Genomic DNA, 25,372 nt, shown 5'->3' with positions numbered 1-25,372 from the left:
AACTATTGTTTCACTTACCTCATGATAAAAAGCAAACGATTACGAGAGCATTATGACACTGCAAGCCATTGACTTTACTGCGCCTGATGCAGAGCAGGCGTTTGTTAAATCCCTACGTGAAACAGGTTTTGGTGTATTAAAAAATCACCCATTACAGCAACAATGGGTCGCCGATATCTATCAGCAATGGGAAGGTTTTTTTAATACCGAAGACAAGCACCGCTTTACCTATAAGCCCGACACGCAAGACGGCTTTTTTCCCTCAAAAGTCGCAGAGACCGCGAAAGGCCATACCAAGCGTGATCTGAAAGAGTTCTTTCATTATTACCCATGGGGACAGTGTCCAGACGCCTTGAGAGGCAATTTACAGTCTTATTACGAGCATGCCACGCATTTAGCGGAAACCTTGCTCTCGTGGGTTGAGCGCCAATCACCATCAGATATAAGTCAACACTTCTCGCAACCACTCTCTAGCATGATTAATGGTAGCCAACAGACCTTATTGCGTGTCTTACACTACCCGCCGTTAAAGGGTGATGAAGAGCTTGGGGCGATTCGAGCGGCTGCTCATGAAGACATTAATTTGCTGACAATATTGCCTGCTGCCAATGAGCCTGGCTTGCAAGTGAAAGCGAAAGATGGGAGCTGGTTAGATGTCCCTTGTGATTTTGGTAATTTAATCGTCAATATTGGTGATATGCTTCAAGAAGCATCCGGCGGTTATTTCCCTTCTACCACTCACCGTGTCGTGAACCCGGAAGGTGCGGATAAAACCAAAGCGCGTATCTCGCTGCCGCTATTTTTGCACCCTAAGCCAGATGTTGTACTGTCTGAGCGCCATACGGCTAACAGCTATTTGATGGAACGCCTCCGTGAGCTTGGCGTGATCGAGTAACACACTTTTATGCTTGCCGAGGTCATGTTTGACGCTCGGCAAGTCATGTCTGTTTACGTTTCCCACCGTGTATGCTCTACCATTATCGCAGCGCGTCTTCGACACGTTGCGCGGTTTGTGCATCAACCCATTGATGCCAAACGGCAGGGTAGCGGCGAAGAAACTCGTCTGCGGCTATTTCACCGTCTGCCTGGTAGGTATCCATCCAAGCCAGCATGTCACTCATTACTTGGTTATCGTATTCACGGCGGCTGATATAGTTAAATGCCGCGGGCGCTTGCTCAGCAAATGATGCTGTGGTTAGTGAGTGCACGGGAGAGGTGGGAAATGCGGTGACCTGGGGTGAACGGCAGTCCGCTTGGGTGATACATTGTTTGTAGTGCGCTAAATTGACATCGGCACCCAAATCGACTTCAACCATTTCATACTTTCCCATCACAGGGGTCGGCGCCCAATAATAACCAAACCAAGGGTTTTTTCGCTCATTGGCTCGTGCGATGGTACCGGCTAAGCCTGCCGCAGAGCCTGGGTCGACAATTTCAAAGCCGGCTTTGTCCAATTCAAGGGCGTTAAAAATGTGCTGGGCTGAGATTTGACATGTCCACCCCGCCGGGCAGCCCATAAAGGCGGCTTTGTCAGGGTCTTCAGGGTGAGGGAACAGCTCTGGATGCGCTTTGATACCTTCAATGGTCGCTAACTCGGGGTGTTGATCGACCATGTATTTGGGTACCCAAAAGCCTTCGTTGCCACCTTGTGAGAATGCATCGCCTGCATACCTTAACCGTCCCTCTTGCACGCCTTTATCCAACATTGCTTTGTGTGAGTTTGTCCAAAACTCTGGGGCAATATCAGGCTCGCCTTTTTCTGTCATTGAGACGCCAGTAGGCATGGTGTCGCCTGGGACAAGAGAAGCATCACACCCATACCCATGGGCTAAGATAAATTGATCAACATGTGCCATGAGTGTGGCTGAGTTCCAATTCATATCCGCGATAGAGACCTTGCCACATGCCGCGTCATCGCTGGCTTGGGTAAGGGGGGAGCAGGCCAGTATTGAGCCTATCAGTAGCCGCTTTAGCGTCCCTTTCATGATGTGTCCTTGATAGATGAGTGCTTTATGTATCGAAAAAGTAACATGGGCGAATAGGGCGATCTATACTCAACGCAACCGATCTTAATAAAAACACTGAAATCCCTATTAGCGGACGATAACGAACGCCATTATGCCAAGAAAAGAGCAACTTAATGCGATAGAAAAAAACCAAGAAGCCATCGCTTTAGCTGTGACTCACGCGGTACTTAAGTTGGGGGTGGCAACCTTGGTGCGTGTTCACATTCAGACGCCTACTAAAGCTTTGTTCCGATTTAATGGGTTGTTGATTGGCAGTGATGGACAACGTTTTTGTTATCTGCAACTGCCTAAACTGTCGAGCCAACAGAAAAAGCAGTACTTTGGGGCGGGTTATAGTTTACGTCTTCATGGTGTTTCTGCCGATGGATCGCTGATTCGATTTGGTGGAAAAGTACAAGGCTTGATGGAAGCTCACCATACCCTTTTATGTGTCGAGCTTGTGCGTGACGGTGCGAACGCCACGCCTTTGCGCCAAGACAAGCGTTTCAATGTCGAGCTCTCTGCAGCGTTAAATATAGACGGTAAAGCCAGCGTGCCCGTGACGATACACGATCTCTCTGTGGGCGGGTGCTTGTTTTCTTACCGTGCGATTGGCTTGCAGATTGATGAGGAGCAAAATGCAGCGCTTAGCCTGACAGGTATCCCTGCCAGCCAAGCGTTGACAATGAGCGGCGTGATATTGAGTCACCGCCTTAAAGGTGAGCGTTATCATTGTGGGCTTAAATTCGACGACCGTTCTAAGTCACGAAGCGCGTGGTTAGTCACCAATTTAGACTACGATGGTGAGCTTTATCGTCTGTCGATACCTCACAATGACGGCGAGCTTACCTCCAGCCTTTCTATCTAAGACTGAGGTAATGGTGTGACACGCAGTATACTGCCGTTTCTTCTATCGGTGAGGATGAGTAAACTGCCATCACGTGCTTGGATCACATCGCGAATGCGGCCAAACTGACCCTCTAACATTCGCTCTTCATGCCTGACTTGGCCGTTCTCCAGCTCTAGCCTTACTAGCAAGCCAAACTTTAACGACCCGAGCAGTAAATCCCCCTGCCACATCGGAAACTGCTGGCTGTTCACCATCGTCATGCCTGATGGTGCGATAGAGGGATCCCAGTAATAGACAGGTTGGCGCATGCCAGGTTTGGATGTGCCTTCTCCGATCTGTGTGCCTAGCCCATAGTTAACGCCATGTGTAATGGTTGGCCAGCCATAGTTTTCACCGGCGAGGATTACGTTGAGTTCATCGCCACCTTGGGGGCCGTGCTCATGTGCCCAAATACGGGTGCCGTTGTTATCTAACGCGATACCTTGGATATTCCGGTGCCCGAAGCTAAAGACCTCCGATTGCTTACTCGGTGTTTGGACAAAAGGGTTTGACTCGGGCACGGTGCCGTCATGATGAAGGCGCACAAGAGTGCCAAGATGGTCATCAGCGAATTGAGCGCGATCACGGTGTCCTCGGTCACCGAGGGTAATATACAAATACTCAGGCGTGACTAATAAACGACTGCCAAAATGGCGCCCGCCACCGCGCTTGGGAAGGGCTTTAAAGATAACGCGACTGTCAATCAGTACATCCTTAGACAGTGTGGCCACCATTACCTCAGTACCTGCCTGCCCTTGCTCGTCGACGGCGGCATAAGAGAGGTATAAACGCTGATTGGTCGCAAAATCAGGCGCCAAAGCAATATCTAATAGCCCCCCTTGCCCCTCTTGAAACACGTTTTTCGGGGTACCTAAAATGGAGACGACCAGGCCATTGGGGGTTAAGCGCTTCAGGTTACCGTTTCGCTCAGTGATGAGCAGATCGCCATCCGGAAGTTCAGTGATCCCCCATGGGTGAGAAAAACCGGACTTCAGTGTTTCAACACGAAGGTTCACTGCCTCCGTGTTGATGGTTTTCGCGTGGGTCGCCCCTACAATGCCTAGGCAAAGAACCAACAGGCAGAGTCGATGCAACATATGCATTGTCAGCTCCTGTTAGTGCGTGCGTAGTTTTTGGTATAGACGGTCTTTGAGGTGCGCGCGCTGTCGTTTCATGGCGGTAAAAACATCGTCGCTGGTAGGGATTTGGTTCATCTCTAAACCACGAATATGATGATCGAGTTGATGGTAGCGTTGTGCATCGAGCTGAAACGCTGGGTCATATTGTTTCAGGTGATGGATACGATCGCGGTGCTCTGGGAAATCAAAAACGAGTGCGTGGTTTTCTCCTTGCATAAAGCCTCCTGTTATCGGCCTACCTTTAATAAGGTTAGGCCTGCTTACCGCGATTATCCAAATTTCATTGATGATAATCACGGTGATGTAGCAGGCGAGCTGTCTATGTGTTTGTCTTTTCCGGAAAAGAGACGCGTTGACCATCGGTCTTCAGAAGGCTAATGGTGCGTGGAGAGCCATCTTCATTCAGGGTGACCAATCCCACGGCGCTGGCATTGACGAGACGCTTCGGGCCTGGCGTATCAGGGTCGCGCCGGTCAATGCGCATACGCTTACGTTTCGTGAGCCAATTCAGTGGAGACAGTGGGTTGAATAAAACGCGATCGCACCACTCGCAAAAGCTGAGCAGTGGCTCGGGGAAGCGGTTTTTGAAACCACTGGCAGTTATTTGCCACAAACGCGGACTATGGGTGCGAAATCGGATTCGGATATCATAAGCAAACGAGTAATGCACATCCCCAGATAAAATCACATAATTGGTGGGTGTCCGTTGATGGCGAAAAATACTGAGTAGCGTATTGGCACTCCCTGGGTGTGCCATCCAGTTTTCCGCATCGACGACAGTCGGCGCGCCCAGCCAGGTCGCGACTCGTTGCAATACTTCAATAAACTTAACACCGAACATGGGGGCGGCAGAGACGATCACCGCGCTATCATGCCTTAACAAATCATGTTGAAAATCCATCAGCGCTTCCCAGTCCATCAGGCCCGACGGTTTATTCATTCGTGACTCGGATCGCCAGCGACGAGTGCGTGTATCTAACACAACGAGATGTGGCGTCGTTGGCACCGTGTAATGCCAGTGTTCAAAGCGTAGACATTGCTCCACCATGGCTTGATGCGTCTCTGTTTGTGTGTCCAGATCGCAAACACTCATGGGCTGATAGGCGCTTTGGCGGGCGGTAGTGAGAAAGTCTTGGCTAAAGTTATCGGGCGCATTGCCCCAACCTTGGCACAACCAGTAAGCCATCAGACCATTGCCGATAATACGACGAGAAAAGGGATTGAGATACGCGGCGTGCTCCCAACCGACGGTGATATTCCAATCATCTGTGATGTCATGGTCATCAAAGATCATATAGGTTGATAGGTGTGCGAATAGTCGCTGCACGCCGGTTAAACCGGAACGAAACGCATTGAGTGCGAGTGTTTCTTGTTGATAGCGCTCGCGTTGACTGTCGGTCAGTTGGCTGGGGGCGTGAAGATGAGGTCCGTCTGTTAGCGCCCAAGAAACGGGCGCCCAAACCAGCAAATACATGGCGACGTGTTCTGCGAAGCTTATCAAGTGATTGGAGACGGTTTTGGATGTAAAAATAGGCAGTGGTTGACCAAACAGTCTCTCTAAATGGCCGCCCTTTTCCGCGCGCTGGCTAGGGAGGAGCTTGCCGCGTTGAACATAGCTGTCAGGGTGTGTATCCAAGGCACGGCAGTCGACAATGGGCGCGGCCTCGAAATACTCATTTTTAAGACCTAATACGGCAATTAACCGGCGAATACGCTGCAGCATCGGCGTGGCGACGTCATCTGCGTAGATTTGATCCCCACTCATAATCAACATATTAGGCCAGTGTGTCATAGGGGTCGTGGCCAAGTGTTGGTCGAGAGTGACGAGGGCATCATCGCAGTGGTGGTGTGGGTGTCGGCATGAGCCATGCGCGATGTGGGTGGCTTTTGAGGGAATACAAAAAGAGGGAGCTTGCTCGTTGTCATACAAGAGCTCCGGTTGGATGTCTGCCATTCCACTGTGGTTGATCTGTATGTCGTATGACAATGGGCTATCGACGGGAAACCCATGGGCTGACCGGAGATGATGAAGCACGACCCACGCGCGCTCGCCAATACGAAACCAATGCCCGGCTGACAATGGCATGGATGCTAATATCTGGTGGTGCTGATAAACGGACACGGTACCATCATCGGGCTTTTGTGTTAGCACTGACCATAAGGTCACTTCATGCTGTGTGGTACGTCTTAGCATGGGGCCGGCAATAAACAGTGGGAGTGCGTCTTTATCCAATGTCTCTGAGTCCTCGAAGTCAGCTACTGGGTTGTATATTTGCACTTTTACCTACGTCAGTGCAAAGACGATAGTTTAATCGTCTGATTTGTTGCCTTTTTAGCCATTCGAGCCGAGTGTGTGGGGATTTATTGAAAAAAGGGTTGCACCGAGATAATGGATTGCCTATCATCTCGCTCGTTGTCGCAAAAGACGATTCCCCCATAGTTCAGTTGGTAGAACGGCGGACTGTTAATCCGTATGTCACTGGTTCGAGTCCAGTTGGGGGAGCCAAATTAAAAAGAAGCGCTAGCCGAAAGGCTGGCGCTTTTTTGTTTGTGCGTATGAATAAAAACGCCACGCGTCAGAGCGTGGCGTTGGCCTCATTGATAGGTTGCCTTTATTAAGAGGCGATCAATTTTTGGTGATATACAGGTTGCGTGTATACCTCAGCTTGTTGGGGTTATCGGTGTTATACCCGCCCACTTTCGGACTCTTAATCACGCTGCGGGTATAGAAATACAGTGGGATCGCCGGCATATCGCGGGCGAAAATCCGCTCTGCCTCTTGGTAGTAAGCTTTGCGTTTCTCGGGCTCTGCGACCGTTAATGCCTGATCAAGTGCCTTGTCATAGTCTTTGTTGCCCCAACTAGTTTCATTCATGCCATCACTACTGAAGTAACTCAGGAATGTAGAGGCTTCATTGTAATCGCCAACCCACGCATAACGTGCAACTTCAAAGTCTTTTTGCAGAAGCTTTTGCAAAAAGGTTTTCCATTCTTGGTTGGCCAAGTTGACATTGACAGGAAGGTGACGCTTCCACATAGACGTCACAGCTAACGCCAGTTTTTTGTGTGACTCCATGGTATTATAGACCAGCTCAAACTCCAGAGGGTTATCTTGGGTAAAGCCGGCTTCTGCCAACAAGGCTTTGGCTTTTTGATAGCGATCATCTTGGCTCATTTCCGCCCATTCGAGCTTAGGTGGCTCAAAATGGTTGATAGCTGGCGGTGTGGCGCTATATGCCGGAAGCTGGCCTTGACCGAGAATAATGTCGGTAATGATGTTTCTATCGATCGCATACGACAAAGCCTTACGCACTCGCACATCGTCAAAAGGCGCTTTCTCTGTATTAAACAAATAATAATAGGTCCCCAAAGACGGCATAGTGATCAACTCATCAGGACGTTCCTTTTTAATCTGATCAAAGGCCTCAAGTGGAAAGCTCGAGGTGATATCAATTTCACCGGTACGGTAGCGGTTGTATTCAGCGTTGACATCACTGGAGGCGACATAAGAGGCTTTATCAATCACCGTTTCGTCGTTATTCCAATAAAGCGGGTTACGGGCTAAATCAATTCGTTCGTTAATCACCCAGTTGGTGAGGTTATACGCGCCAGAGTTGACCATATTATCTGGACGCGTCCAGCTATCACCAAAGGCTTCCAACGCATGCTGTGGCACCGGATAAGTAGACGAGTGGGTGAGCATATTCGGGAAGTAGGGCGTGCGGCGCTCAAGGGTAAATTCTACCGTGTGATCGTCGATGGCTTTGACGCCAAGCTGCTCAGCGGGTTTTTCACCGTCGGTGATCGCTTTGGCATTTTGGATATTGGCAGTCCCTAGGTACCAGGCATAAGGCGCGCCAGTAACCGGGTCAACCACACGCTGTAGCGTATACACTACATCGTCTGCGGTAATGGGCTCACCGTCAGACCATTTGGCTTTGCGAAGGTGGAATGTATAGGTGAGCCCGTCTTCGCTTACCTCCCAGTCTTTGGCGAGGCCAGGCACGACGTCGCCATTTGGATTGCGTACCATCAATCCTTCAAACAAATCCGAGATGATTTTATTGCTGGCGGTATCACTGGACTTGGTAGGGTCTAACGTGGGTACTTCCCCCGACACCCCCCAGATTAGCGTTTGGTTTTCGGCAAGGGTGACGTCATCAGGGACTTGCGCGGCAAACGCCGAGCTGCTCAATGCGAGTGCTAGCGCACTGGCTAATACCGTTGTTTTCATAATCCTTCCTTGGTTGAGTGTTTTGTTAATAAGTCTTAACAATCAATAGATTAACGCTGATACCCGGGTAGGCCAATACGTGATGAAAGAAATGTGACATAGCTGGATAAGCCCACCGTAATTTGGCGTATCCGTTTCAGAAGGAAACATCACAAAAAGCTTATAACGAGGTGCAACCTGTTGCTGTTGTGGTGCATTATCGGTCAAGTCTTGAGGTTTTTGGCTGATCTACCCGATTACTTGCTATGGAAAAAGGATTGTGCGAGCCTCGAAGGTGCAGCCGAGCAAGGAACTGCTTTATTGCGTGACAAGGAGAGCAAAATGAAAGTTTATGGGCATCCGCTATCGATTAATGTTCAGAAAGTGATGTGGCTAATCGATGAGTTAGATTTAAGTATCGCGCTAGAAGAAGTCGATATTCACCACAATCGGCACGATGCGCAAGCGGTCGCACAGCGGTGTCCGATGCGCCAGGTGCCCGTGCTCGAAGATGGTCCCAATAGTGTTTGGGAGTCACACACTATATTGCGTTATCTCGTCGCGTGTTACGGCAATAAAATGTGGTATCCCGATTGTGCCTTTCAACGTTCCTGTTATGAGCGCTGGATGGACTGGTGTTTGTCTTCTTTCCAGCCAGCCATCAAAGCCGCTTTGTTTGCCTCTACCCCTGACGGTTCCGATGAGGGGCAAGCGAAGCAACGGGCGATGGAACAATGCCGCTATGAGTTAGAGAGAGTCAATGATGCACTCGACGACCAGCAATATCTCACCTCAGATCGCATGACGTTGGCAGATATTGCCGTGGGAAGTTTAATCCATTGCCTTAGCCAGCAAAGCGACTGGGTGCTACCACCCAATGTTTCTCGTTGGTATCAACAATTGAGTGACCGACCCGGTTATCAACGCTGGGTGATGCAGGCAGCATCAACGCTGCCCACATAAGCGTTGGGTGGTTTTATAACGCTTGTAGAGGGCCGACAACACACAAGGCATTTTGATACCCAGGCTGTTGCTCAACGTGTTCAAGGTAGCGAAGAATATTGGCGTGCTTTTGAGCATCCAATTGCTTGCGCGCCGCTAGTAACGGAAAGCTCATCTGAATGTCGGCCGCTGTTAGCGTATCTCCACACAGCCAGGTGTGTTTGGCGAGATGTGAATCAATCATCGCAAAATGATCGCGAAGCTGAGGGGCGAGAAACTGTTCAGTGACGCCTTTCATCAGCTTTTTTGCCACGGGACGAATAAAGAATGGCATCGGTGATTCTGGGATCTTGCTAAAGATCAAAGACATCACCAACGGCGGCATCAGGGAGCCTTCCGCATAATGCATCCAATAGCGGTACAGGCCCTTTTCTTTATCCGTGTTGGGGGTTAGCGTGCCATCGCCGTACTTGTCGATAAGATATTCAATGATCGCCCCTGACTCGGCAATCACCACATCGCCGTCTTCGATGATGGGTGCTTTCCCTAAACTGTGTATCTTCTTCAGTTCGCGAGGCGCAAGTTTGGTTTTTGGATCACGTTGGTGACGTACCAGCTGATACGGAATCGCCAGCGACTCTAATAACCAGACAATCCGCTGCGATCGCGATTGCTCTAGATGATGTAAGATAATCATAGTGGACCGTTTTTTTGACTGTAATTTAAAAACTAGGCTCGGGATTAACGTACGGATTGACAACTAATTCGATCAACGCCGAGCGCGAGATCATTGATTTAAAGAAGGAAGCACCTGGCCTTCAATACGAAGATCGGGGCTGACTGACTGGATATTGGTACCGCGGATATAGAGATTTCCGCCTACGTAGATATCGTCAGGAATGCGCTCAATGGGTGAATTTGTCAGGTATAGATTTCCTTCCACAAACAAACGGCGCGGTAATTGCGTAAGCGGTGTGTTGACGAGGCTTAAATCACCCCGCACGACTAAATTAGGAGGAAGGCGGTTAATGGCGGTATTGGTGAGGTTGATATATCCCCCCACTTTCATTCTTGGGAGTTGTCTAATCGCTGTATTGGCGGCATTAAAGTAACCACCAACATCAAGCCCACGCGGGAGACGTACGATATCACTGGCTTCAATATCCAAGTAACCTTTGGTCTTAAAGCCTGCCGGTAGAGCGGTAATCGGGGCAAAGCGAAGTTTCACATTGCCATAATTGTCGATATAGCCATGAAAGCGAAGATCTTGAACAAATTGGCTTGCCGGTTCATTCATGGCACGCGCTGGCTCAGCCACTATCATTGCTATTGGGAGTAAAAAAAGCCCGACAAAGAATGCTCTCATCGCCTCGCCGCCGCATGGGTGATCAATACTGGCTCTAATGTAGAGGGTTTTCCCTAAGATTCAAGCACCCGCCAGGGTTAATCATCGAAAATGTGGTTTGCTGCGTATCGCTTAAAGCTTATTTGATAAATACCGAGGTGCCAGTGACCAATAGCCAGTACTCAACGTTGCGTCTTGTGTTAGGTGATCAACTCAACGCCAGCCACTCATGGTACAAAAAGACCGATGAAAATGTGCTGTATCTTGTTGCCGAGCTCAAGCAAGAAGCAACCTATGTCAAACATCATATCCAAAAGGTGTGCGCTTTCTTCGCTGCCATGGAAGCGTTTTCCCATGCCCTGAGTCAAGCGGGGCATCATGTTTGCTACCTAACCTTGGATGACACGCAAAATTACGAAAATTTACCGGCGTTAGTGGCTGATCTGTGCGAGCACTATCAGATCAAAACGTTTGAATATCAACGCCCGGACGAATACCGGCTAGACGAGCAATTAAAAGAGATGGCTTTACCCCAGCCTGTCACAGTGACATGCGTGGGTACCGAGCACTTTTTACTGCCGTTCGATCAAATATCCAAGCAGTTCACTGCCAACAAACATCGCAAAATGGAGTATTTCTATCGCGATATGCGTCGGCAGTATGGCATTTTGATGGAGGGAGAATCTCCAGAGGGAGGGCGGTGGAACTTCGATCAAGACAATCGTAATAAACTCAAGAACAGTGATTTAGCGGCTATTCCAACCCCCTTAATATTTAGCAATGATGTGCGCGATATTTTGGCGCGTATCGAACGGCATCACGTGGCGACGATCGGAGAGCCAGCGCCAGACTTGCTCTGGCCTGTGACCCGTTCCCAGGCTAAAACGTTGTTGGATCATTTTTGTCGTCACTGTCTGCCCCTGTTTGGTCAATTCCAAGACGCTATGACAGGGCAAAGCGAACACCAATGGAGCCTCTATCACAGCCGTCTATCCTTTGCGTTAAATGCCAAGTTATTGCATCCAATGCAGGTGATTGAAACGGCGATTAGCCACTTTCGAGCGGAGGAGGCGATTAACCTTGCTCAAATTGAAGGGTTTGTGCGTCAAATTCTAGGCTGGCGAGAGTATATACGCGGGGTATATTGGACAAACATGCCTGCCTACGCTAACAAGAACGCATTATCCGCGCAGCGGCCGCTTCCTCGTTTTTTTTGGACGGGCGATACCAAAATGCGTTGTGTCTCACAGGCGGTCACGCAATCCTTGCAGACCGCATACGCGCATCATATCCAACGCTTAATGGTGACGGGCAACTTTTGCCTATTGGCGGGCGTCGCGCCGGATGAGGTAGATGATTGGTATTTGTCGATTTATATCGACGCGATTGAGTGGGTTGAGATGCCTAACACCCGAGGGATGACCCAGTTTGCCGATAACGGGCTTGTGGCGACTAAGCCTTATGCCGCCAGTGGGGCCTATATTCATCGCATGAGTGATTATTGCGGTGATTGCCATTATTCGGTGAAGGACAAAACCGGCGAGAAAGCGTGCCCGCTCAACGCACTTTATTGGCATTTTATGCATCGGCATCGCGAGCGATTTGCGCATAACCCTCGTACAGCAATGCCTTATAGAAATTGGGACAAAATGGCGCCGACCCAGCGTGATGGCATCTTACGTCATGCAGAAGCGTTGCTCGAAAACTTAGATGCTTTGTAGTCTGTTTATTCGGCGCGCTCACGTACGATGAACGCGCCGGACTCATGATTACTGGGTATTAGGAACGACTTGGATCTCGACGCGACGGTTCAAGGCGCGGTTTGAGGCGCTGTTGTTCGCGACCAGAGGACGGGTTTCACCAAATCCCGAGGTATACAGGCGTGCGCTGTCAATCGATTGGCTGGCAAGGTAGCCCTTAACACTCATTGCACGGCGCTCTGACAAGCGTTGGTTGTAAGAGGCGGCACCGGTGTTATCCGTGTGCCCTTCAATGCTTAAAAAGGTTTTATCGTATTTACGCATCACTTTAGCGACGGCATTGAGGGTCGGATAAAAGTCGGCAGCAATGGCGTCTTGGTCAAGCCCAAACGTGATGTTTGACGGCATAATCAAGCGAATATTATCCCCTTCACGGACCACTTGGATGCCAGAACCAGCCAGTTCCTCACGGAAAGCTTGCTCTTGTTTATCCATGTAGTTGCCGACCGCAGCCCCTCCGATGGCACCAATCGCGGCCCCAATAAATGCGCGCTTATCCTTATGATTGGATGTCGATTTACCCGCGATAGCCCCGGTGATGGCACCAATGGCTGCGCCCTTTTGGGTGTTAGACATCGATTCACAGCCGGTGAGCGCCAAAGATGCCGTCAATACTGCCACAGCGGTGAGTTTGTATTTTTTTCCCATTGTCTTCTCTCTATTTACGCGTTAGCTACCATAACCTATCGCACGTTAGACAGTGTTCTTCAAGAAAGTGTCAAAAAAATGAATTGTTGCTGCCGTTTTAAACGATATTGAGCACGCCGATGACACAACTCTCAATTCTGCCTTTTTAGCTCTGCATCCTGTCAAGCAAATTGCGCTGGATCAAAATGTGACGAACAAACCACGTGTTACAAAAAGGCATCAAATCAAAAGGGGAGCACAGTCTCTGTGACAACCCTGTTATCCCTACAAAAGGAGCCAACGATCATGTCGAGCACTTTCTTTATCCCAGCCGTTAACCTTATGGGGGCAGGGTGCCTTGCAGAAGCGGCAGACGCGATTCAGTCACACGGATTCAAAAAAGCCCTGATCGTGACAGATAAGGTATTGAGTCAAATTGGTGTGGTAAAACAAATAGCCACACTGCTTGATAGCCGGCAGGTCGATTGTGTGGTCTATGATGGCACACAGCCGAACCCGACGACTGATAACGTGGCGCAAGGTCTGGCCTTGTTGCAAGAGAGCCAGTGTGATTGCGTGATTTCACTCGGTGGTGGCTCACCACACGATTGCGCTAAAGGGATTGCCCTGGTGGCGACTAATGGCGGGCAAATAGGCGACTATGAGGGGGTTGATCAATCTGCCAAACCGCAGTTGCCGCTTATCGCGATTAATACAACGGCAGGAACGGCATCGGAAATGACACGTTTTTGTATCATCACCGATGAAGCGCGTCATATCAAAATGGCGATTGTGGATAAGCACACCACCCCTATCATTTCGGTCAACGACCCTGAGTTAATGTTGGCTAAACCCGCCTCATTAACGGCGGCCACAGGTATGGATGCGCTCACTCACGCGATTGAAGCCTATGTGTCTACCGCCGTGACACCCATTACCGATGCAGTGGCGTTAAAAGCGATGACGTTAATCCAAGAGAATCTTCGCACCGCTGTGGCGGATGGGCAAAACATCGACGCGCGCGAGCAAATGGCGTATGCCCAGTTCATGGCGGGCATGGCATTTAATAATGCGTCACTGGGTTATGTTCACGCGATGGCTCACCAGCTTGGTGGCTTTTATGATTTGCCGCATGGCGTGTGCAATGCCGTATTGTTGCCTCATGTTCAGCGCTATAACGCGCAGGTTTGCGCCGCGCGTTTGCGTGATGTTGCCACCGCAATGGGCGTGGATACGGAGAATATGACGGCCGATGAGGGGGCGAAAGCCGCCATCCAAGCCATTCAGTCGCTTTCAACGGACGTAGGAATTCCAGCTGGCTTGAATGAATTAGGTGCCAAACAAGAAGATATTGATGTGCTGACTGAAAATGCGTTGAAAGATGCGTGTGGTTTCACTAACCCGAAACAAGCAACACACGACGAAATCGCCAAGATTTTTATGGAAGCCATGTAGCACTGACGTTATCCCGTGATCATTGAGCGGAAACAGGCCTGAATATCCAGGCCTGTTTTATGGGTGAATCCGTGAAACACGCGAGGTTAATCGCTGCGATCTTCGACTTCAGCGATCTGGTTTTGACAGGTTTGCCCGCCCAGAACGGTTTGAATATTGGTTAAAGTCGTCTCGGCGATATTGTGCAGTGCTTCTTTGGTCAAGAACGCTTGGTGGCCGGTGATCAGCACGTTGTGACAGGCTGAAAGGCGACGGAACACATCATCGACAATCACATCATTCGATTTATCTTGGAAAAACAGTTCACGCTCATTATCGTAAACATCCAGTCCCAACGATCCGATGCGCCCCTGTTTAAGTGCCTCAATGGCGGCAACCGAGTCGAGTAGCTCGCCTCGGCTGGTATTGATTATCATCACGCCATCTTTCATTTGCGCAAAGGCGTCGGCGCTAAGCAAGTGATAGTTATCTTGAGACATTGGGCAATGCAGGGAAACAATGTCGCTTTGGGCATACAGCGTTTCTTTCGAGACATACTCAGCACCAAGCGCAATGGCTTCGGGGTTTTCATAGGGGTCGTGGCAGAGAATACGCATGCCTAGCCCATTAAGAATGCGCATGGTAGCAATACCGATTTTGCCCGTGCCGATGATCCCAGCTGTCTTACCATGGAAATTAAACCCAACTAAACCATCCAGCTCAAAGTTAGCGTCTCGGGTGCGTTGGTATGCTTTATGAAAACGGCGGTTGAGGCACATCATCATGCCAACCGTATGCTCGGCGACCGACTCAGGCGAGTAAGCGGGGACACGGACCACGGTGATGCCCAACGACTTGGCAGCATCCAAATCGACACGATCGTATCCCGCGCAACGTAATGCAACTAAATAAACCCCTGAATCTGCCAGAATTTCTAAAACAGGTCGAGAAAGGTCGTCGTTCACGAAAGCACAAATGGCTTGAGCACCTTGCGCCATTTTGGCGGTTTTTTCAGTGAGTAAGAAATCATGGAACTCAAACGTATAATCAAACGCAGCGTTCACATGGGAGAAGGCGGCCTTGTCATAAGATTTGGCGCTAAATACGGCAATGGTCGTCATTAACTAGCCTCCGAAGCTGTCGAGGAGGAAATGTGATGTGTATCAATAACGTGATTTCCATCAAAAATAAACCCTTAAATATTTAAGGATAATTGTGCCAGCATGAACGGACAAAGCCGAACGTGTGTCCGGCTTTGCGAGTTGGGCTTCTCCCGATTGGTTAAAAACGCATCGTGGCATTAATGCGGATATCTCGGCCAGCGGCTGGCACACCGGCAGACAGATAAGGCGTGTAATACTGATCGGTAAGATTGACGATGGCTGCGTGAAGCACGAAATCATCGCTGGGTTTCCATTCTCCATACAGGTTTTGGAAGAAGTAAGCGTCGCTCTCCACATTTGCCGTATACAAAAAGGAGTTCTCTGGAAGACGGTCTTGCTCATCCCAGTATTGGCCTTGCCATCCGAGTTGGACGGTATCCGTCAATTGGTGTCCAATCCCTAACTTGGCATTGAGTGGTGGGTTTTCATACCAGTATTCGTCGTCGCCAGTGCTATCGCGCAACGAACCTTTGTGTTTACCTCGCACCATAGAGACAGACGCATCGGCAGACCACTTGCCGAGACGATATTGCAGTTGTGCGTCGAAACCGTAGGTATAGCGCCCGTCCAAGTTGGTGTAATAGCCCTCTTTTTGCTTGGTCGCATTGACACCTCGGCGCTGGGCAACATCATGAATAATATCATTCCAGAATAATGTGACTTCGGAGGCGAGATGATCGCCCGCAGTTAACACATTTTGACGTTTATCAGACAAGCCCAACAGATACGCATTGATACGAGTGACGGAAAGGTCGCGACTTGAAGATGCCCGTTTTGAGGCCTTGGCATATTGCACCGTATATAACTCGTCAATGGTTGGCGCTTTCACTCCATAGGCATAAGCCGCTTTAAGCTGTGTTGATGCACTGACATCATAAGTCAATGCAACACGGGGCTCCCAGCCTTGGTGGCTGATAGCGCTGTAATCATGGCCGACTGATGGATCGTTGTAATCAGGCGCTGGGTTTGGCACACCTTGTGATCGAATATGGCTATAGCGAAGTGAGGCGGTGAGTTCGAGATCTGGGGTAATAAAGTACTTATCTTGTACAAACACACTGGCTGTTTGTTGCGCGCCCGATGGTTCAAAGTTGGGTGTGTAGTAGCCGTTGTTTTTCGATGGCTTTTTACGATACGTATGGTTGTAGACGTGTGAGTCTCGGTCTTGATCTTGATACTGGGCCCCGATCATGACTTCGTGATCACCGAGGTAACTGGTATTGGTGATCTCGGCAAACCAACGCTCATAGGACAACCAGACTTGGTGGCCGTATTGGCCTGATGTGATGTAAGACTGATAGGTACTATCTGGGCGCTCCCAATAGCGATGGTTTTGTGAATGCGCGATCACGACACGGGTGTCGATATTGTCGTTAAACGGTTGATAGTGATAATTCAACGTACTGGTATATTCGCGATAGTGATTATCTACTGAGGTGGCGAATAATGCGGCTTCGTAGCTACCATATTTATTGATTTTGTAATCACTAATTGAAGGCATGGTGCCGCGACGATTCGCCCACGGCTTTCTCCCTTGGTCGTCATAGCGGGTGTGGCTGAGCATCATATTGTGCGCGTTTGACTGGTAGCGAATCTTACCCAGCAAACTGTGTTGACGGTAGCCAGAGAACGTAAAGACATCACCGTTGCCCAGTTCGATATCATCGGCATCACGTCGAGAGCCGTGCAACAGCACTGACCAACCAGCGTCAGAAGCACCATAAGTGGTCACACTGCGCTTCCATTGTTGGTTCACACTGTTGAAGCCGGCTTGAGCCATCGCGCCAATCGACGAATCAGGGTCAAGAAAGTCAGCCGCTTCTTTGGTTTCCATGATAAAGCTGCCACCAAAAGCCCCCACACTGGCACGCACATTATGATCGCCTCTTACTACGCGCACGGATCGTAGTAACTGAGGATCGATGAAAAAGCTACCATAGCGATACTGTTGAAAGCCGACGGGGGCACCATCGACCCGAACAGACAGTGCCGAGGGATGCGAAAAGCCCCACACATTGATACGTTCACTGCCTGGACGTGCGCCAGCGTCGAGTGAGACGCCAGGCATCTTCATTACCAATTCTCCGATATTATGCGCCTGTTCGCGTTGGATATCGTCTAGCTCTAACGTCGACTTTCCGGGTGAGGTGAGGGTGATAGGGTGGTTTAATTGCTCACCTTGTATCTCGATAGTTTCAATGTGGCTAGAAGAGGAGTTTGTGGTCGCACTGGCGGTTTGGGCACTAACGGCAAAGGCTGCCAAAATGGAAAAACGTAGAGAGCGATATGGCATATTGATACTACTTCACTGACGTATAAAAGCGCGCACTATACGCCAGCTCTGGGTAACTAGCAATGCTAATGAGATTGATTATCAGTTATGCATTGGTTATTTTTGTTGCCAAGCAGTATGATACTGGGAAATGCTCAATAGGATATGCCCATGTTTACCGGAATTATTCAAGCGGTGGCACATATTGAAGTTTGCCGCGATCATCAAGGTATTCGAACATTCGATATTCGTTTCCCGGATGGTTTTTGTGAGGGGTTAGCGGTTGGAGCCAGTGTCGCCATCGATGGCGTGTGCTTGACAGTGACTGAGCAGCTTGAGCAGACGCTGGTGCGCTTCGATGTGATGGTACAAAGTCTCGCGATTACGACGCTAAACAGCATCAAAGCTGGGGATACGGTGAATGCTGAACGTGCCGCGAAAGATGGCGCTGAAATTGGCGGACATCCGTTATCGGGACACGTCGATTGCCGTGCGACCTTATCCGATGTGCTGGTACAAGAAGAAAATTATCGTTTGCGCTTTTCGGTACAGCCTGAATGGATGCGCTATGTTTTTTCCAAAGGCTATATTGCCATCAATGGTGCGAGTTTGACCATCGCAGAGGTGAACAAAGACCAAGGCTGGTTTGATGTTTGGCTTATTCCTGAAACACGTCGAATGACAACGTTCGAGCGAAAGGCAGAAGGGGATCAAGTGAATATCGAAATCGAGCGCCAGACGCAAGTCATGGTCGACACGGTGCGCGAGACGCTCAATGAGCAATTGGGTCCTTTACTTCCCGTACTCGAATCGCTTGCGAAAGAGCAGGGGATTGATCTAGATACCATCGGTATCGCTAAGCAACCATGAATTAACAAATAGCAAACATTCTCTCCAGCCGGCTAATGCCGCAACAGGCGGGGCGAGCGACGCGCCGCCTGCCTTCCAAGCTGCCCAAGCTCCACTTGTTCACTTTGTGCGCGAACTTGCTCAAATGATGATGTGGTTAACAAAAATGTCAGTATTGAGACATAAAATTATGCTCGAACGCTCATTTTTGTTGTGAGTTTGTTTTCGAGATGCTGTGATTATGCAAAATGATAGTGTGGTTTTGAACGTGTAACCCTACTAACAGTGACAAGGATAATCATATGAAAAAGGCATCGTCGACTCTATTAGGAGAGTGCGTGTCCGAGTTTATCGGCACGGGCTTACTCATTTTTTTTGGTGTGGGCTGCGTGGCCGCTTTAGTGCTCACCGGCGCTGACTTTGGTCAGTGGGAAATCAGTATTGTATGGGGCTTTGGTGTCGCCATCGCCATTTACTGTACCGCAGGGGTGTCCGGCGCGCACATTAACCCCGCGGTCACCATTGCACTCGCCGCGTTCCACGGCTTTGATAAGAGTAAAGTTGTTCCATACATCATTTCACAAATGCTTGGCGCGTTTGCCTCGGCTGCGCTCGTCTATAGCCTTTATAGTAACCTTTTTGTCGAGTTTGAGCTGGCAAACAACATGGTGCGCAGTAGCCCTGAGGCCTTGTCGACGGCGGGGATCTTCTCGACCTATGCGCATCCTGCCTTGTCATTTACGGGCGCCATGGCGGTAGAGTTTGTGATCACTGCGGTACTGATGTTCGGTATTCTCGCACTGGGTGATGAAAACAATGGTGCGGCTCGTGGTCCAATGAATCCGCTGCTAATCGGTATTCTTATTGCCGTCATTGGTGGCTCTTTGGGTCCATTGACCGGGTTTGCGATGAACCCAGCGCGTGACTTTGGTCCGAAGCTGTTTGCTTACCTCGCTGGATGGGACTATGCCCTGACGGGCGCGCGTGATATCCCGTATTTCATTGTCCCTATTGTTGCCCCTATTTTGGGTGCCTGCTTTGGCGGTTGGTTGTATCCGAAAGCGATTGCCCCATATCTCCCCCAAGCAGGACATGGCTGTACGATCCCTAACCAATGTGACGACGATGAGCTGGCTGAAACGGAGACGCGAGAAGTCAACGCCTAACCTAGCACTGTGTCCAATGGCGCTCAGCATGAAATAAAGCAATGCGCGACATTGAGCAATGTGCAATGACACATGGCGCGAAATGTCGCAATACAGACTAAAATAAGAGAGATAGAAGGAAACCCTATTATGTCAGCGAACAAGTATATTGTTGCTCTCGACCAAGGCACCACCAGCTCACGTGCAGTGGTTATGGATCACGATGCCAATATCGTCGGTGTATCTCAGCGCGAGTTTACGCAAATTTATCCGCAAGCAGGTTGGGTTGAGCACGATCCAATGGAAATTTATGCCACCCAAAGCTCAACGCTGGTGGAAGTGCTGGGCAAAACCGGCATTCGTAGCGATGAGATTGCTGGGATCGGGATTACTAACCAACGTGAAACCACGGTTGTGTGGAACAAAGAAACCGGTAAACCGGTTTACAATGCCATCGTGTGGCAATGCCGCCGTACTGCTGACATCTGTCATGACTTGCGCGAGCGTGGATTGGCGTCTTATGTGCGTGATAATACTGGGTTAGTCCTTGACCCTTACTTCTCTGGCACCAAGGTGAAATGGATCTTGGACAACGTAGAAGGTGCGCGCGAAGACGCAGAAGCCGGTAAACTGCTATTCGGTACTGTGGATACCTGGTTGGTATGGAAGATGACTCAAGGGCGTGTGCATGTGACTGATTATACTAACGCATCACGCACCATGCTGTTTAATATCAATGATATGTGCTGGGATCAAAAAATGCTCGATGAGCTTGGGATCCCTGCTTCAATGCTCCCTGAAGTGCGCCGCTCTTCCGAAGTCTATGGACAAACGAACATCGGTGGTAAAGGCGGTACGCGTATTCCTATCGCGGGGATTGCGGGTGACCAACAAGCAGCCCTATTCGGACAAATGTGTGTTGAAGCCGGCCAAGCGAAAAACACCTATGGAACGGGCTGCTTTTTGCTAATGAACACCGGGCAAGAGAAGGTGACATCGAGCCATGGCCTGTTGACTACCATTGGTTGTGGCCCGCAGGGCGAACCATCCTATGCGCTTGAGGGCGCGGTCTTTATGGGTGGTGCCTCAATTCAATGGCTCCGTGACGAGCTAAAAGTGGTGGAAGACGCCCATGACTCTGAATACTTTGCCACCAAAGTTGATACATCGAATGGCGTGTATGTTGTCCCGGCGTTTACCGGTTTGGGAGCACCCTATTGGGATGCCTACGCTCGCGGTACCATTGTGGGGCTGACCCGTGGTGTGAACTCTAACCATATCATTCGCGCAACCCTAGAAAGCATTGCCTATCAAACGCGTGATGTATTGGATGCCATGCAGGCAGATTCAGGTATTAAGCTTGAAGCGTTACGTGTTGATGGCGGCGCCGTTGCCAATAACTTCTTGATGCAGTTCCAAGCCGATGTGCTCGACACCGACGTGCATCGTCCGGAAGTGACAGAAGTCACCGCGTTAGGCGCGGCGTACCTTGCGGGTATGGCGGTCGGTTTCTGGGATGGCCTGGATGAGCTAAAAGATAAAGCCAAACTGGACCGAAGCTTTGAACCACATCGAGACGAAGAAAAACGCAATCGCCGCTATCGTGGTTGGAAGCGAGCAGTAAAATGCGCACAAGCGTGGGCTGAGCTGCATAATGAAGAAGAAGATGTGTAAGCCTGATATCACTCTTTATAATGAAAGGCGCGTTTTCGCGCCTTTTTTCATATTGCCCTGTCGCCGGCCGATTGATCGTGTTCCTCTCTTTTACTGCGTTTTTTCTCCGCCTATAAAGGCATAGGGCTACTCGCCAGACGGTTTTTTAGTTCACATGAACGCCTTTTTCTTAACACTTCTTCTACACTTGTCACAGTCAATAATAATTTTTCGAACATATATAGTGACCGAAAACGAAAGTTGATATACAGTTATACTCATCAGTTAATGTTCGTTCGCTCATATTTGAACAAGGTCGGCTAAAAATGACTACGCATAATTCTCATCAAGACGCACTTCTCGACATCCTCGTGGTTGGGGGCGGGATTAATGGTGCCGGTATCGCTGCTGATGCGGCGGGTCGTGGACTCAATGTGGGTCTGTACGATGCCAAAGATTTCGCATCGGCCACTTCATCCGCGAGCTCGAAGCTTATTCATGGTGGATTGCGCTATCTCGAGCATTATGAGTTCCGTTTGGTCTCGGAAGCACTGGCCGAACGTGAGGTACTGATCAACAAGGCGCCCCATATTGCGTTTCCGATGCGTTTCCGTTTGCCGCATCGCTCGTATCTGCGCCCAGCCTGGATGATCCGTTGTGGATTATTTTTATATGACCACCTTGGTAAGCGCTCAACATTACCGAGCAGCCACAAGGTTGATTTGCGTAAAACTGGCTACATGAACAAAGACATGAAAGTCGGGTTTGAGTACTCAGATGCTTGGGTGGATGATGCGCGCTTAACCTTACTCAATGCGCAATATACGCGTGAAAAAGGGGGAGAGGTGCGCAATTACTGCCAAGTGGTCGCGGCAGAGCGTGAAAACACGATTTGGCGAGTGACGCTAGAGGACGCACATACCGGTGAGCGCTTTGAGCGCAAAGCCAAGGCATTGGTGAACGCGACTGGCCCTTGGGTGAAGCAATTCTACGATGACAGTCTCCACGAAAAATCGCCGCGTGGGATCAAAATGATCAAAGGCTCTCATATTGTTGTGCCACGTATTCATCAAGACCCACAAGCGTATATTCTGCAGAATAATGATGGCCGTATCGTCTTCGTGATCCCATATCTCGACAAGTTCTCATTGATTGGTACCACGGATGTGGAGCATAAAGCCGATCCCCGAGAAGCAAAAATTGACGAGGCTGAGATTGATTACTTAGTTGATGTCGTCAATCAGCACTTTACTCACCAAATTCAGCCTCAGGATGTCGTTTGGAGCTACAGTGGCGTGCGACCATTGTGTGATGATGAATCGGACTCGCCACAGGCGATGACACGCGACTACACCATAGAGTTGGAGCAACAAGGCAATCAAGCGCCGTTGGTTTCCATCTTTGGCGGTAAGCTCACGACTTATCGTAAGCTGGCGGAGTCTGCGATGCGCAAACTCGAGCCATTCTTTGACAAGATGGGTCAGCCTTGGACGGCTAGCGGTGCGCTTCCCGGTGGTGATTTCAGCTGCACACGGGATGAGCTCGCCCTGTCGATTAAACAACGTTATCCGTGGTTAAGCCATCATACGGCGCAGCGATTTGTCGATACCTACGGTACCCGCACACATCAACTAATGAGAGGTTGTCACAGTGAAGCGGAGATGGGTCATCGGTTTGCTGATGGGGTTTACCAGGTGGAAATTAACTATCTGGTGCAATATGAGTTTGTTCAGCATGCGGAAGATGCCTTATGGCGTCGCACCAAATTAGGCTTGTATCTGACTGAAGAACAGGCTGATGCGATTAGCCAATACATCGAGCAGCAGCGCGTTAAAGTACACGCACTGCCATTAAGCGAGGCAAGCTAGCACTCAAGTGAGTCCGTGTTGCTAACACGATGGGATGACAAAAAAGAGCGCCGATGGTCGGCGCTCTTTTCGATCGACTGTCTTTTAACGCCGTTTAGCCGATAACGTGCTGCCTAGTGATGCGCTGATCACCATGCCAATCGCGAGCCATTGACGCAGGGCCAGTTGTTCATCGAGCACGAGTAGCCCAGCCATGGCGGCAACAGCAGGCTCTAAACTCATCATCACACTGAAGGTTTGTTTGGGCATGTTGCGTAACGCTATCATCTCCAGAGAATAAGGAATAGCACTAGAGACAAGGGCGACAGCGATCCCCAAGGGTATCAATTGCCATTGAAAAATCGCACCGTCAGTCGCAATGTAGCCCGCTGGTACGAGATAAAGGGCAGCAATGCTCATCCCCAGAGCAACCGTCCCGCCGCCTGGCGCTAAATTTCCTGCCTTTTGCCCAAATAGGATATAGCCAGCCCAGCAGCCGCCCGCCGCTAATGCGTAAGCCACCCCTTTTGGATCCAAGGCATCCACGCCTGACAAATCGGGGAGGAGAGTAATAACACCGCCAACGGCGAGCACGATCCAAAGACTGTCTCTGGCGCGACGAATAGAGATTAAAGCCACCAATAAAGGACCGGTAAACTCAAGTGCGACGGCAATCCCCAACGGAATAGTCTCGATAGACAAATAAAGCAGCATCATCATGCCACCAAGACAGCCACCATATACCGTTATCGCTCGCCAATGTCGCGCGCGTGGCCACTGACGCCAAGGGCGAAAGACGAGCCACAAAATGAGGGCAGAAAAGCCGACACGCAGGGCAGTGGTCCCAATAGGGCCCACCAGAGGGAAAAGCTGTTTGGCAAAGGATGCGCCAAATTGAATGGCGCACATGGCACCAAAAACACTCAATATCGCAACAAAAAGCGCACGAGCCTGCATAATCCCTCCTTTTCAGTAAAATAGAGCTATTACCTTAACATAGAGGCAAAAAAAAGCCGCTCCGATGAGAGCGGCAAAGATTTTGGAGCGAATTGTCTCAATCCTATCGTATTCGCTAGAATTTTTGTTTAGCTGAGTCGTAGGCATCTTTGAGAGACGTCAGTGCCTGTTCGGCGCCTTGTTTAATGTCGTCCCACGCATCGTCACTGGCATGCTGCAGCTCATTAATGCGTGTTTTCGCTTGCTCTTTTCTTGCGCGCAAATGCTCAATTGACTCTCGGTACTCTGCTTTTGCATTTGCCGAAGCAACATTCGCTTTTTCTTCGAGTTTATCAATTTCTTGATTCCAGTCTTGCAAGCGATTATGTAACTTATCTATCATCTCTTGGCGTTGCATAATACCTCCTGTTAAAAGGGCCTAAGTCTACGTACAGGCGATTAATCAGTGGCGAAACGCAGTGGCGAAACGCCTTATTATTTAGGCATTGCCTTCGACGTCGAGTTCATCAATGACTCGTTCAACGTCCTGCGCGTTCTCTGCCATTAATACGGCAAGATCGCGCGCGGCATCACTTTTCACTTCGCCTGATAGGGTTGCGACGCCATCGTTAACGGATACATCAATATTGGTTCCACTAATATCGGGATTCAGCAACAAGCTTGTTTTAAGCGCCGCGCTGACTTTGGTGTCAACGACGGCTTGGCCTAGGTCGGCTGACTGGCTCGCAGGTTGCGACACAGTGAGCTCGTTTTTTATCTCACTCACGCCATCAATCTGACGAACTAAGCCACTGGCCAAGCTTTTATCAAGCTCGGTATCGACTTTCCCGGTTAGAATGACCACGCCTTGCTCAACATCTGTGTTGATATCAAAGTTATTGAGGTTAGTGTTCACCATCAGCATGGACTCGGCTTTGCCATCAATCCAAGCGTCTTTGGCTTCATCTTGCCAGTCATTGGCGCTGCTCGCCGCAGAGACAGAAGAAGCGCCAAGCGCAAGCGCTAACCCTAATGATACAAATAAAGGATGAAATCGACCTTGCGGAGTCGTCTTCATTAAATCCTCCTTTTTCAATGAGTGTGAGCAACGTTGTGGCGCTGCTAGGCTCCCAAAAGCGAAATCTATGCCAA

At 49.7% G+C, this 25,372-nt stretch carries 22 protein-coding genes and 1 tRNA gene; 10 read left to right on the top strand and 13 right to left on the bottom strand.

The window, feature by feature from the left end:
* Positions 1 to 52 precede the first annotated feature (52 nt).
* Positions 53 to 895 (top strand): 2OG-Fe(II) oxygenase family protein, encoded by an 843-nt coding sequence (locus tag BZG25_RS01010; protein WP_046075660.1) that lies wholly within the window; start codon positions 53 to 55, stop codon positions 893 to 895.
* Between the two features lie 82 nt (positions 896 to 977).
* Here the strand turns inward: BZG25_RS01010 and BZG25_RS01005 are convergent, their stop codons facing one another.
* On the bottom strand, positions 978 to 1,985 hold the full coding sequence (locus BZG25_RS01005; protein ID WP_077638378.1) for an ABC transporter substrate-binding protein: 1,008 nt from the start codon (positions 1,983 to 1,985) through the stop codon (positions 978 to 980).
* 133 nt (positions 1,986 to 2,118) lie between these two features.
* On the opposite strand from BZG25_RS01005, the gene BZG25_RS01000 reads away from it, so the two are divergent.
* Positions 2,119 to 2,874, top strand: a complete 756-nt coding sequence (locus tag BZG25_RS01000; protein ID WP_077638377.1) for a PilZ domain-containing protein — start codon at positions 2,119 to 2,121, stop codon at positions 2,872 to 2,874.
* On the opposite strand, the gene BZG25_RS00995 is transcribed toward BZG25_RS01000, so the two are convergent.
* From BZG25_RS00995 to BZG25_RS00985, 3 genes are all read right to left on the bottom strand, one after another.
* Positions 2,871 to 3,998: a PQQ-dependent sugar dehydrogenase gene (locus tag BZG25_RS00995; RefSeq protein WP_046075663.1), complete on the bottom strand. Its 1,128-nt coding sequence runs from the start codon at positions 3,996 to 3,998 to the stop codon at positions 2,871 to 2,873. The genes BZG25_RS01000 and BZG25_RS00995 overlap by 4 nt on opposite strands.
* A 12-nt stretch (positions 3,999 to 4,010) precedes the next feature.
* Complete coding sequence (locus BZG25_RS00990; RefSeq protein ID WP_046075664.1) at positions 4,011 to 4,250, bottom strand: YdcH family protein; 240 nt, start codon at positions 4,248 to 4,250, stop codon at positions 4,011 to 4,013.
* Positions 4,251 to 4,353: 103 nt separating this feature from the next.
* Positions 4,354 to 6,228, bottom strand: a complete 1,875-nt coding sequence (locus BZG25_RS00985) for an alkaline phosphatase D family protein (RefSeq protein WP_077638421.1) — start codon at positions 6,226 to 6,228, stop codon at positions 4,354 to 4,356.
* A 236-nt stretch (positions 6,229 to 6,464) separates the two neighbouring features.
* Between BZG25_RS00985 and BZG25_RS00980 the strand changes: the two genes are divergently transcribed.
* Positions 6,465 to 6,540, top strand: a tRNA-Asn gene (locus tag BZG25_RS00980).
* A gap of 120 nt (positions 6,541 to 6,660) precedes the next feature.
* Here the strand turns inward: BZG25_RS00980 and BZG25_RS00975 are convergent.
* Complete coding sequence (locus BZG25_RS00975) at positions 6,661 to 8,268, bottom strand: ABC transporter substrate-binding protein (RefSeq protein WP_077638376.1); 1,608 nt, start codon at positions 8,266 to 8,268, stop codon at positions 6,661 to 6,663.
* A 321-nt stretch (positions 8,269 to 8,589) separates the two neighbouring features.
* Between BZG25_RS00975 and BZG25_RS00970 the strand changes: the two genes are divergently transcribed.
* The gene (locus tag BZG25_RS00970; protein ID WP_077638375.1) at positions 8,590 to 9,210 is read left to right on the top strand and encodes a glutathione S-transferase family protein; all 621 of its coding nucleotides are present in this window, start codon (positions 8,590 to 8,592) and stop codon (positions 9,208 to 9,210) included.
* A gap of 13 nt (positions 9,211 to 9,223) precedes the next feature.
* Here the strand turns inward: BZG25_RS00970 and BZG25_RS00965 are convergent, their stop codons facing one another.
* Both BZG25_RS00965 and BZG25_RS00960 read right to left on the bottom strand, forming a co-directional pair.
* A complete protein-coding gene (locus BZG25_RS00965) occupies positions 9,224 to 9,886 on the bottom strand; it encodes a glutathione S-transferase (RefSeq protein ID WP_046075667.1) in 663 nt (220 codons plus the stop codon).
* A 90-nt stretch (positions 9,887 to 9,976) separates the two neighbouring features.
* A complete protein-coding gene (locus BZG25_RS00960) occupies positions 9,977 to 10,507 on the bottom strand; it encodes a hypothetical protein (protein WP_052708116.1) in 531 nt (176 codons plus the stop codon).
* A gap of 191 nt (positions 10,508 to 10,698) precedes the next feature.
* On the opposite strand from BZG25_RS00960, the gene BZG25_RS00955 reads away from it, so the two are divergent.
* Positions 10,699 to 12,255, top strand: coding sequence for a cryptochrome/photolyase family protein (locus tag BZG25_RS00955; protein ID WP_241828623.1), 1,557 nt, complete (start codon positions 10,699 to 10,701; stop codon positions 12,253 to 12,255).
* 48 nt (positions 12,256 to 12,303) lie between these two features.
* Here BZG25_RS00955 and BZG25_RS00950 read toward each other — a convergent pair whose 3' ends face one another.
* Positions 12,304 to 12,942, bottom strand: a complete 639-nt coding sequence (locus BZG25_RS00950; protein WP_046075670.1) for an OmpA family protein — start codon at positions 12,940 to 12,942, stop codon at positions 12,304 to 12,306.
* A gap of 285 nt (positions 12,943 to 13,227) precedes the next feature.
* Between BZG25_RS00950 and yiaY the strand changes: the two genes are divergently transcribed.
* Positions 13,228 to 14,376, top strand: a complete 1,149-nt coding sequence (gene yiaY / locus BZG25_RS00945) for an L-threonine dehydrogenase (protein ID WP_077638373.1) — start codon at positions 13,228 to 13,230, stop codon at positions 14,374 to 14,376.
* An 86-nt stretch (positions 14,377 to 14,462) separates the two neighbouring features.
* On the opposite strand, the gene BZG25_RS00940 is transcribed toward yiaY, so the two are convergent.
* Positions 14,463 to 15,476 carry a 2-hydroxyacid dehydrogenase gene (locus BZG25_RS00940; RefSeq protein WP_077606719.1) on the bottom strand — a complete coding sequence of 338 codons (1,014 nt, stop codon included), beginning with the start codon at positions 15,474 to 15,476 and terminating at the stop codon, positions 14,463 to 14,465.
* A 160-nt stretch (positions 15,477 to 15,636) separates the two neighbouring features.
* A complete protein-coding gene (locus tag BZG25_RS00935) occupies positions 15,637 to 17,811 on the bottom strand; it encodes a TonB-dependent receptor domain-containing protein (RefSeq protein ID WP_077638372.1) in 2,175 nt (724 codons plus the stop codon).
* A gap of 150 nt (positions 17,812 to 17,961) precedes the next feature.
* On the opposite strand from BZG25_RS00935, the gene BZG25_RS00930 reads away from it, so the two are divergent.
* The 4 genes from BZG25_RS00930 to glpD all read left to right on the top strand — a co-directional run bounded on the left by BZG25_RS00930 (position 17,962) and on the right by glpD (position 23,305).
* A complete protein-coding gene (locus BZG25_RS00930; RefSeq protein WP_077578465.1) occupies positions 17,962 to 18,660 on the top strand; it encodes a riboflavin synthase subunit alpha in 699 nt (232 codons plus the stop codon).
* A gap of 281 nt (positions 18,661 to 18,941) precedes the next feature.
* A complete protein-coding gene (locus BZG25_RS00925; protein ID WP_077578464.1) occupies positions 18,942 to 19,805 on the top strand; it encodes an MIP/aquaporin family protein in 864 nt (287 codons plus the stop codon).
* Between the two features lie 129 nt (positions 19,806 to 19,934).
* Complete coding sequence (gene glpK / locus BZG25_RS00920) at positions 19,935 to 21,458, top strand: glycerol kinase GlpK (RefSeq protein ID WP_077578463.1); 1,524 nt, start codon at positions 19,935 to 19,937, stop codon at positions 21,456 to 21,458.
* A gap of 305 nt (positions 21,459 to 21,763) precedes the next feature.
* The gene (gene glpD, locus BZG25_RS00915) at positions 21,764 to 23,305 is read left to right on the top strand and encodes a glycerol-3-phosphate dehydrogenase (protein WP_077638371.1); all 1,542 of its coding nucleotides are present in this window, start codon (positions 21,764 to 21,766) and stop codon (positions 23,303 to 23,305) included.
* Between the two features lie 84 nt (positions 23,306 to 23,389).
* Here the strand turns inward: glpD and BZG25_RS00910 are convergent, their stop codons facing one another.
* From BZG25_RS00910 to BZG25_RS00900, 3 genes are all read right to left on the bottom strand, one after another.
* Positions 23,390 to 24,241: a DMT family transporter gene (locus BZG25_RS00910; protein ID WP_077578461.1), complete on the bottom strand. Its 852-nt coding sequence runs from the start codon at positions 24,239 to 24,241 to the stop codon at positions 23,390 to 23,392.
* Positions 24,242 to 24,356: 115 nt separating this feature from the next.
* A complete protein-coding gene (locus BZG25_RS00905) occupies positions 24,357 to 24,638 on the bottom strand; it encodes a hypothetical protein (RefSeq protein ID WP_046075679.1) in 282 nt (93 codons plus the stop codon).
* A gap of 81 nt (positions 24,639 to 24,719) precedes the next feature.
* On the bottom strand, positions 24,720 to 25,298 hold the full coding sequence (locus tag BZG25_RS00900; protein WP_046075680.1) for a BON domain-containing protein: 579 nt from the start codon (positions 25,296 to 25,298) through the stop codon (positions 24,720 to 24,722).
* Positions 25,299 to 25,372 lie beyond the last annotated feature (74 nt).

It is taken from the genome of Salinivibrio sp. ML198, assembly GCF_001996015.1.
Classification (GTDB): domain Bacteria; phylum Pseudomonadota; class Gammaproteobacteria; order Enterobacterales; family Vibrionaceae; genus Salinivibrio; species Salinivibrio siamensis.
Note: the sequence above shows the minus strand (reverse complement) of the source record. Positions and strands in the feature narration are given on the sequence as shown.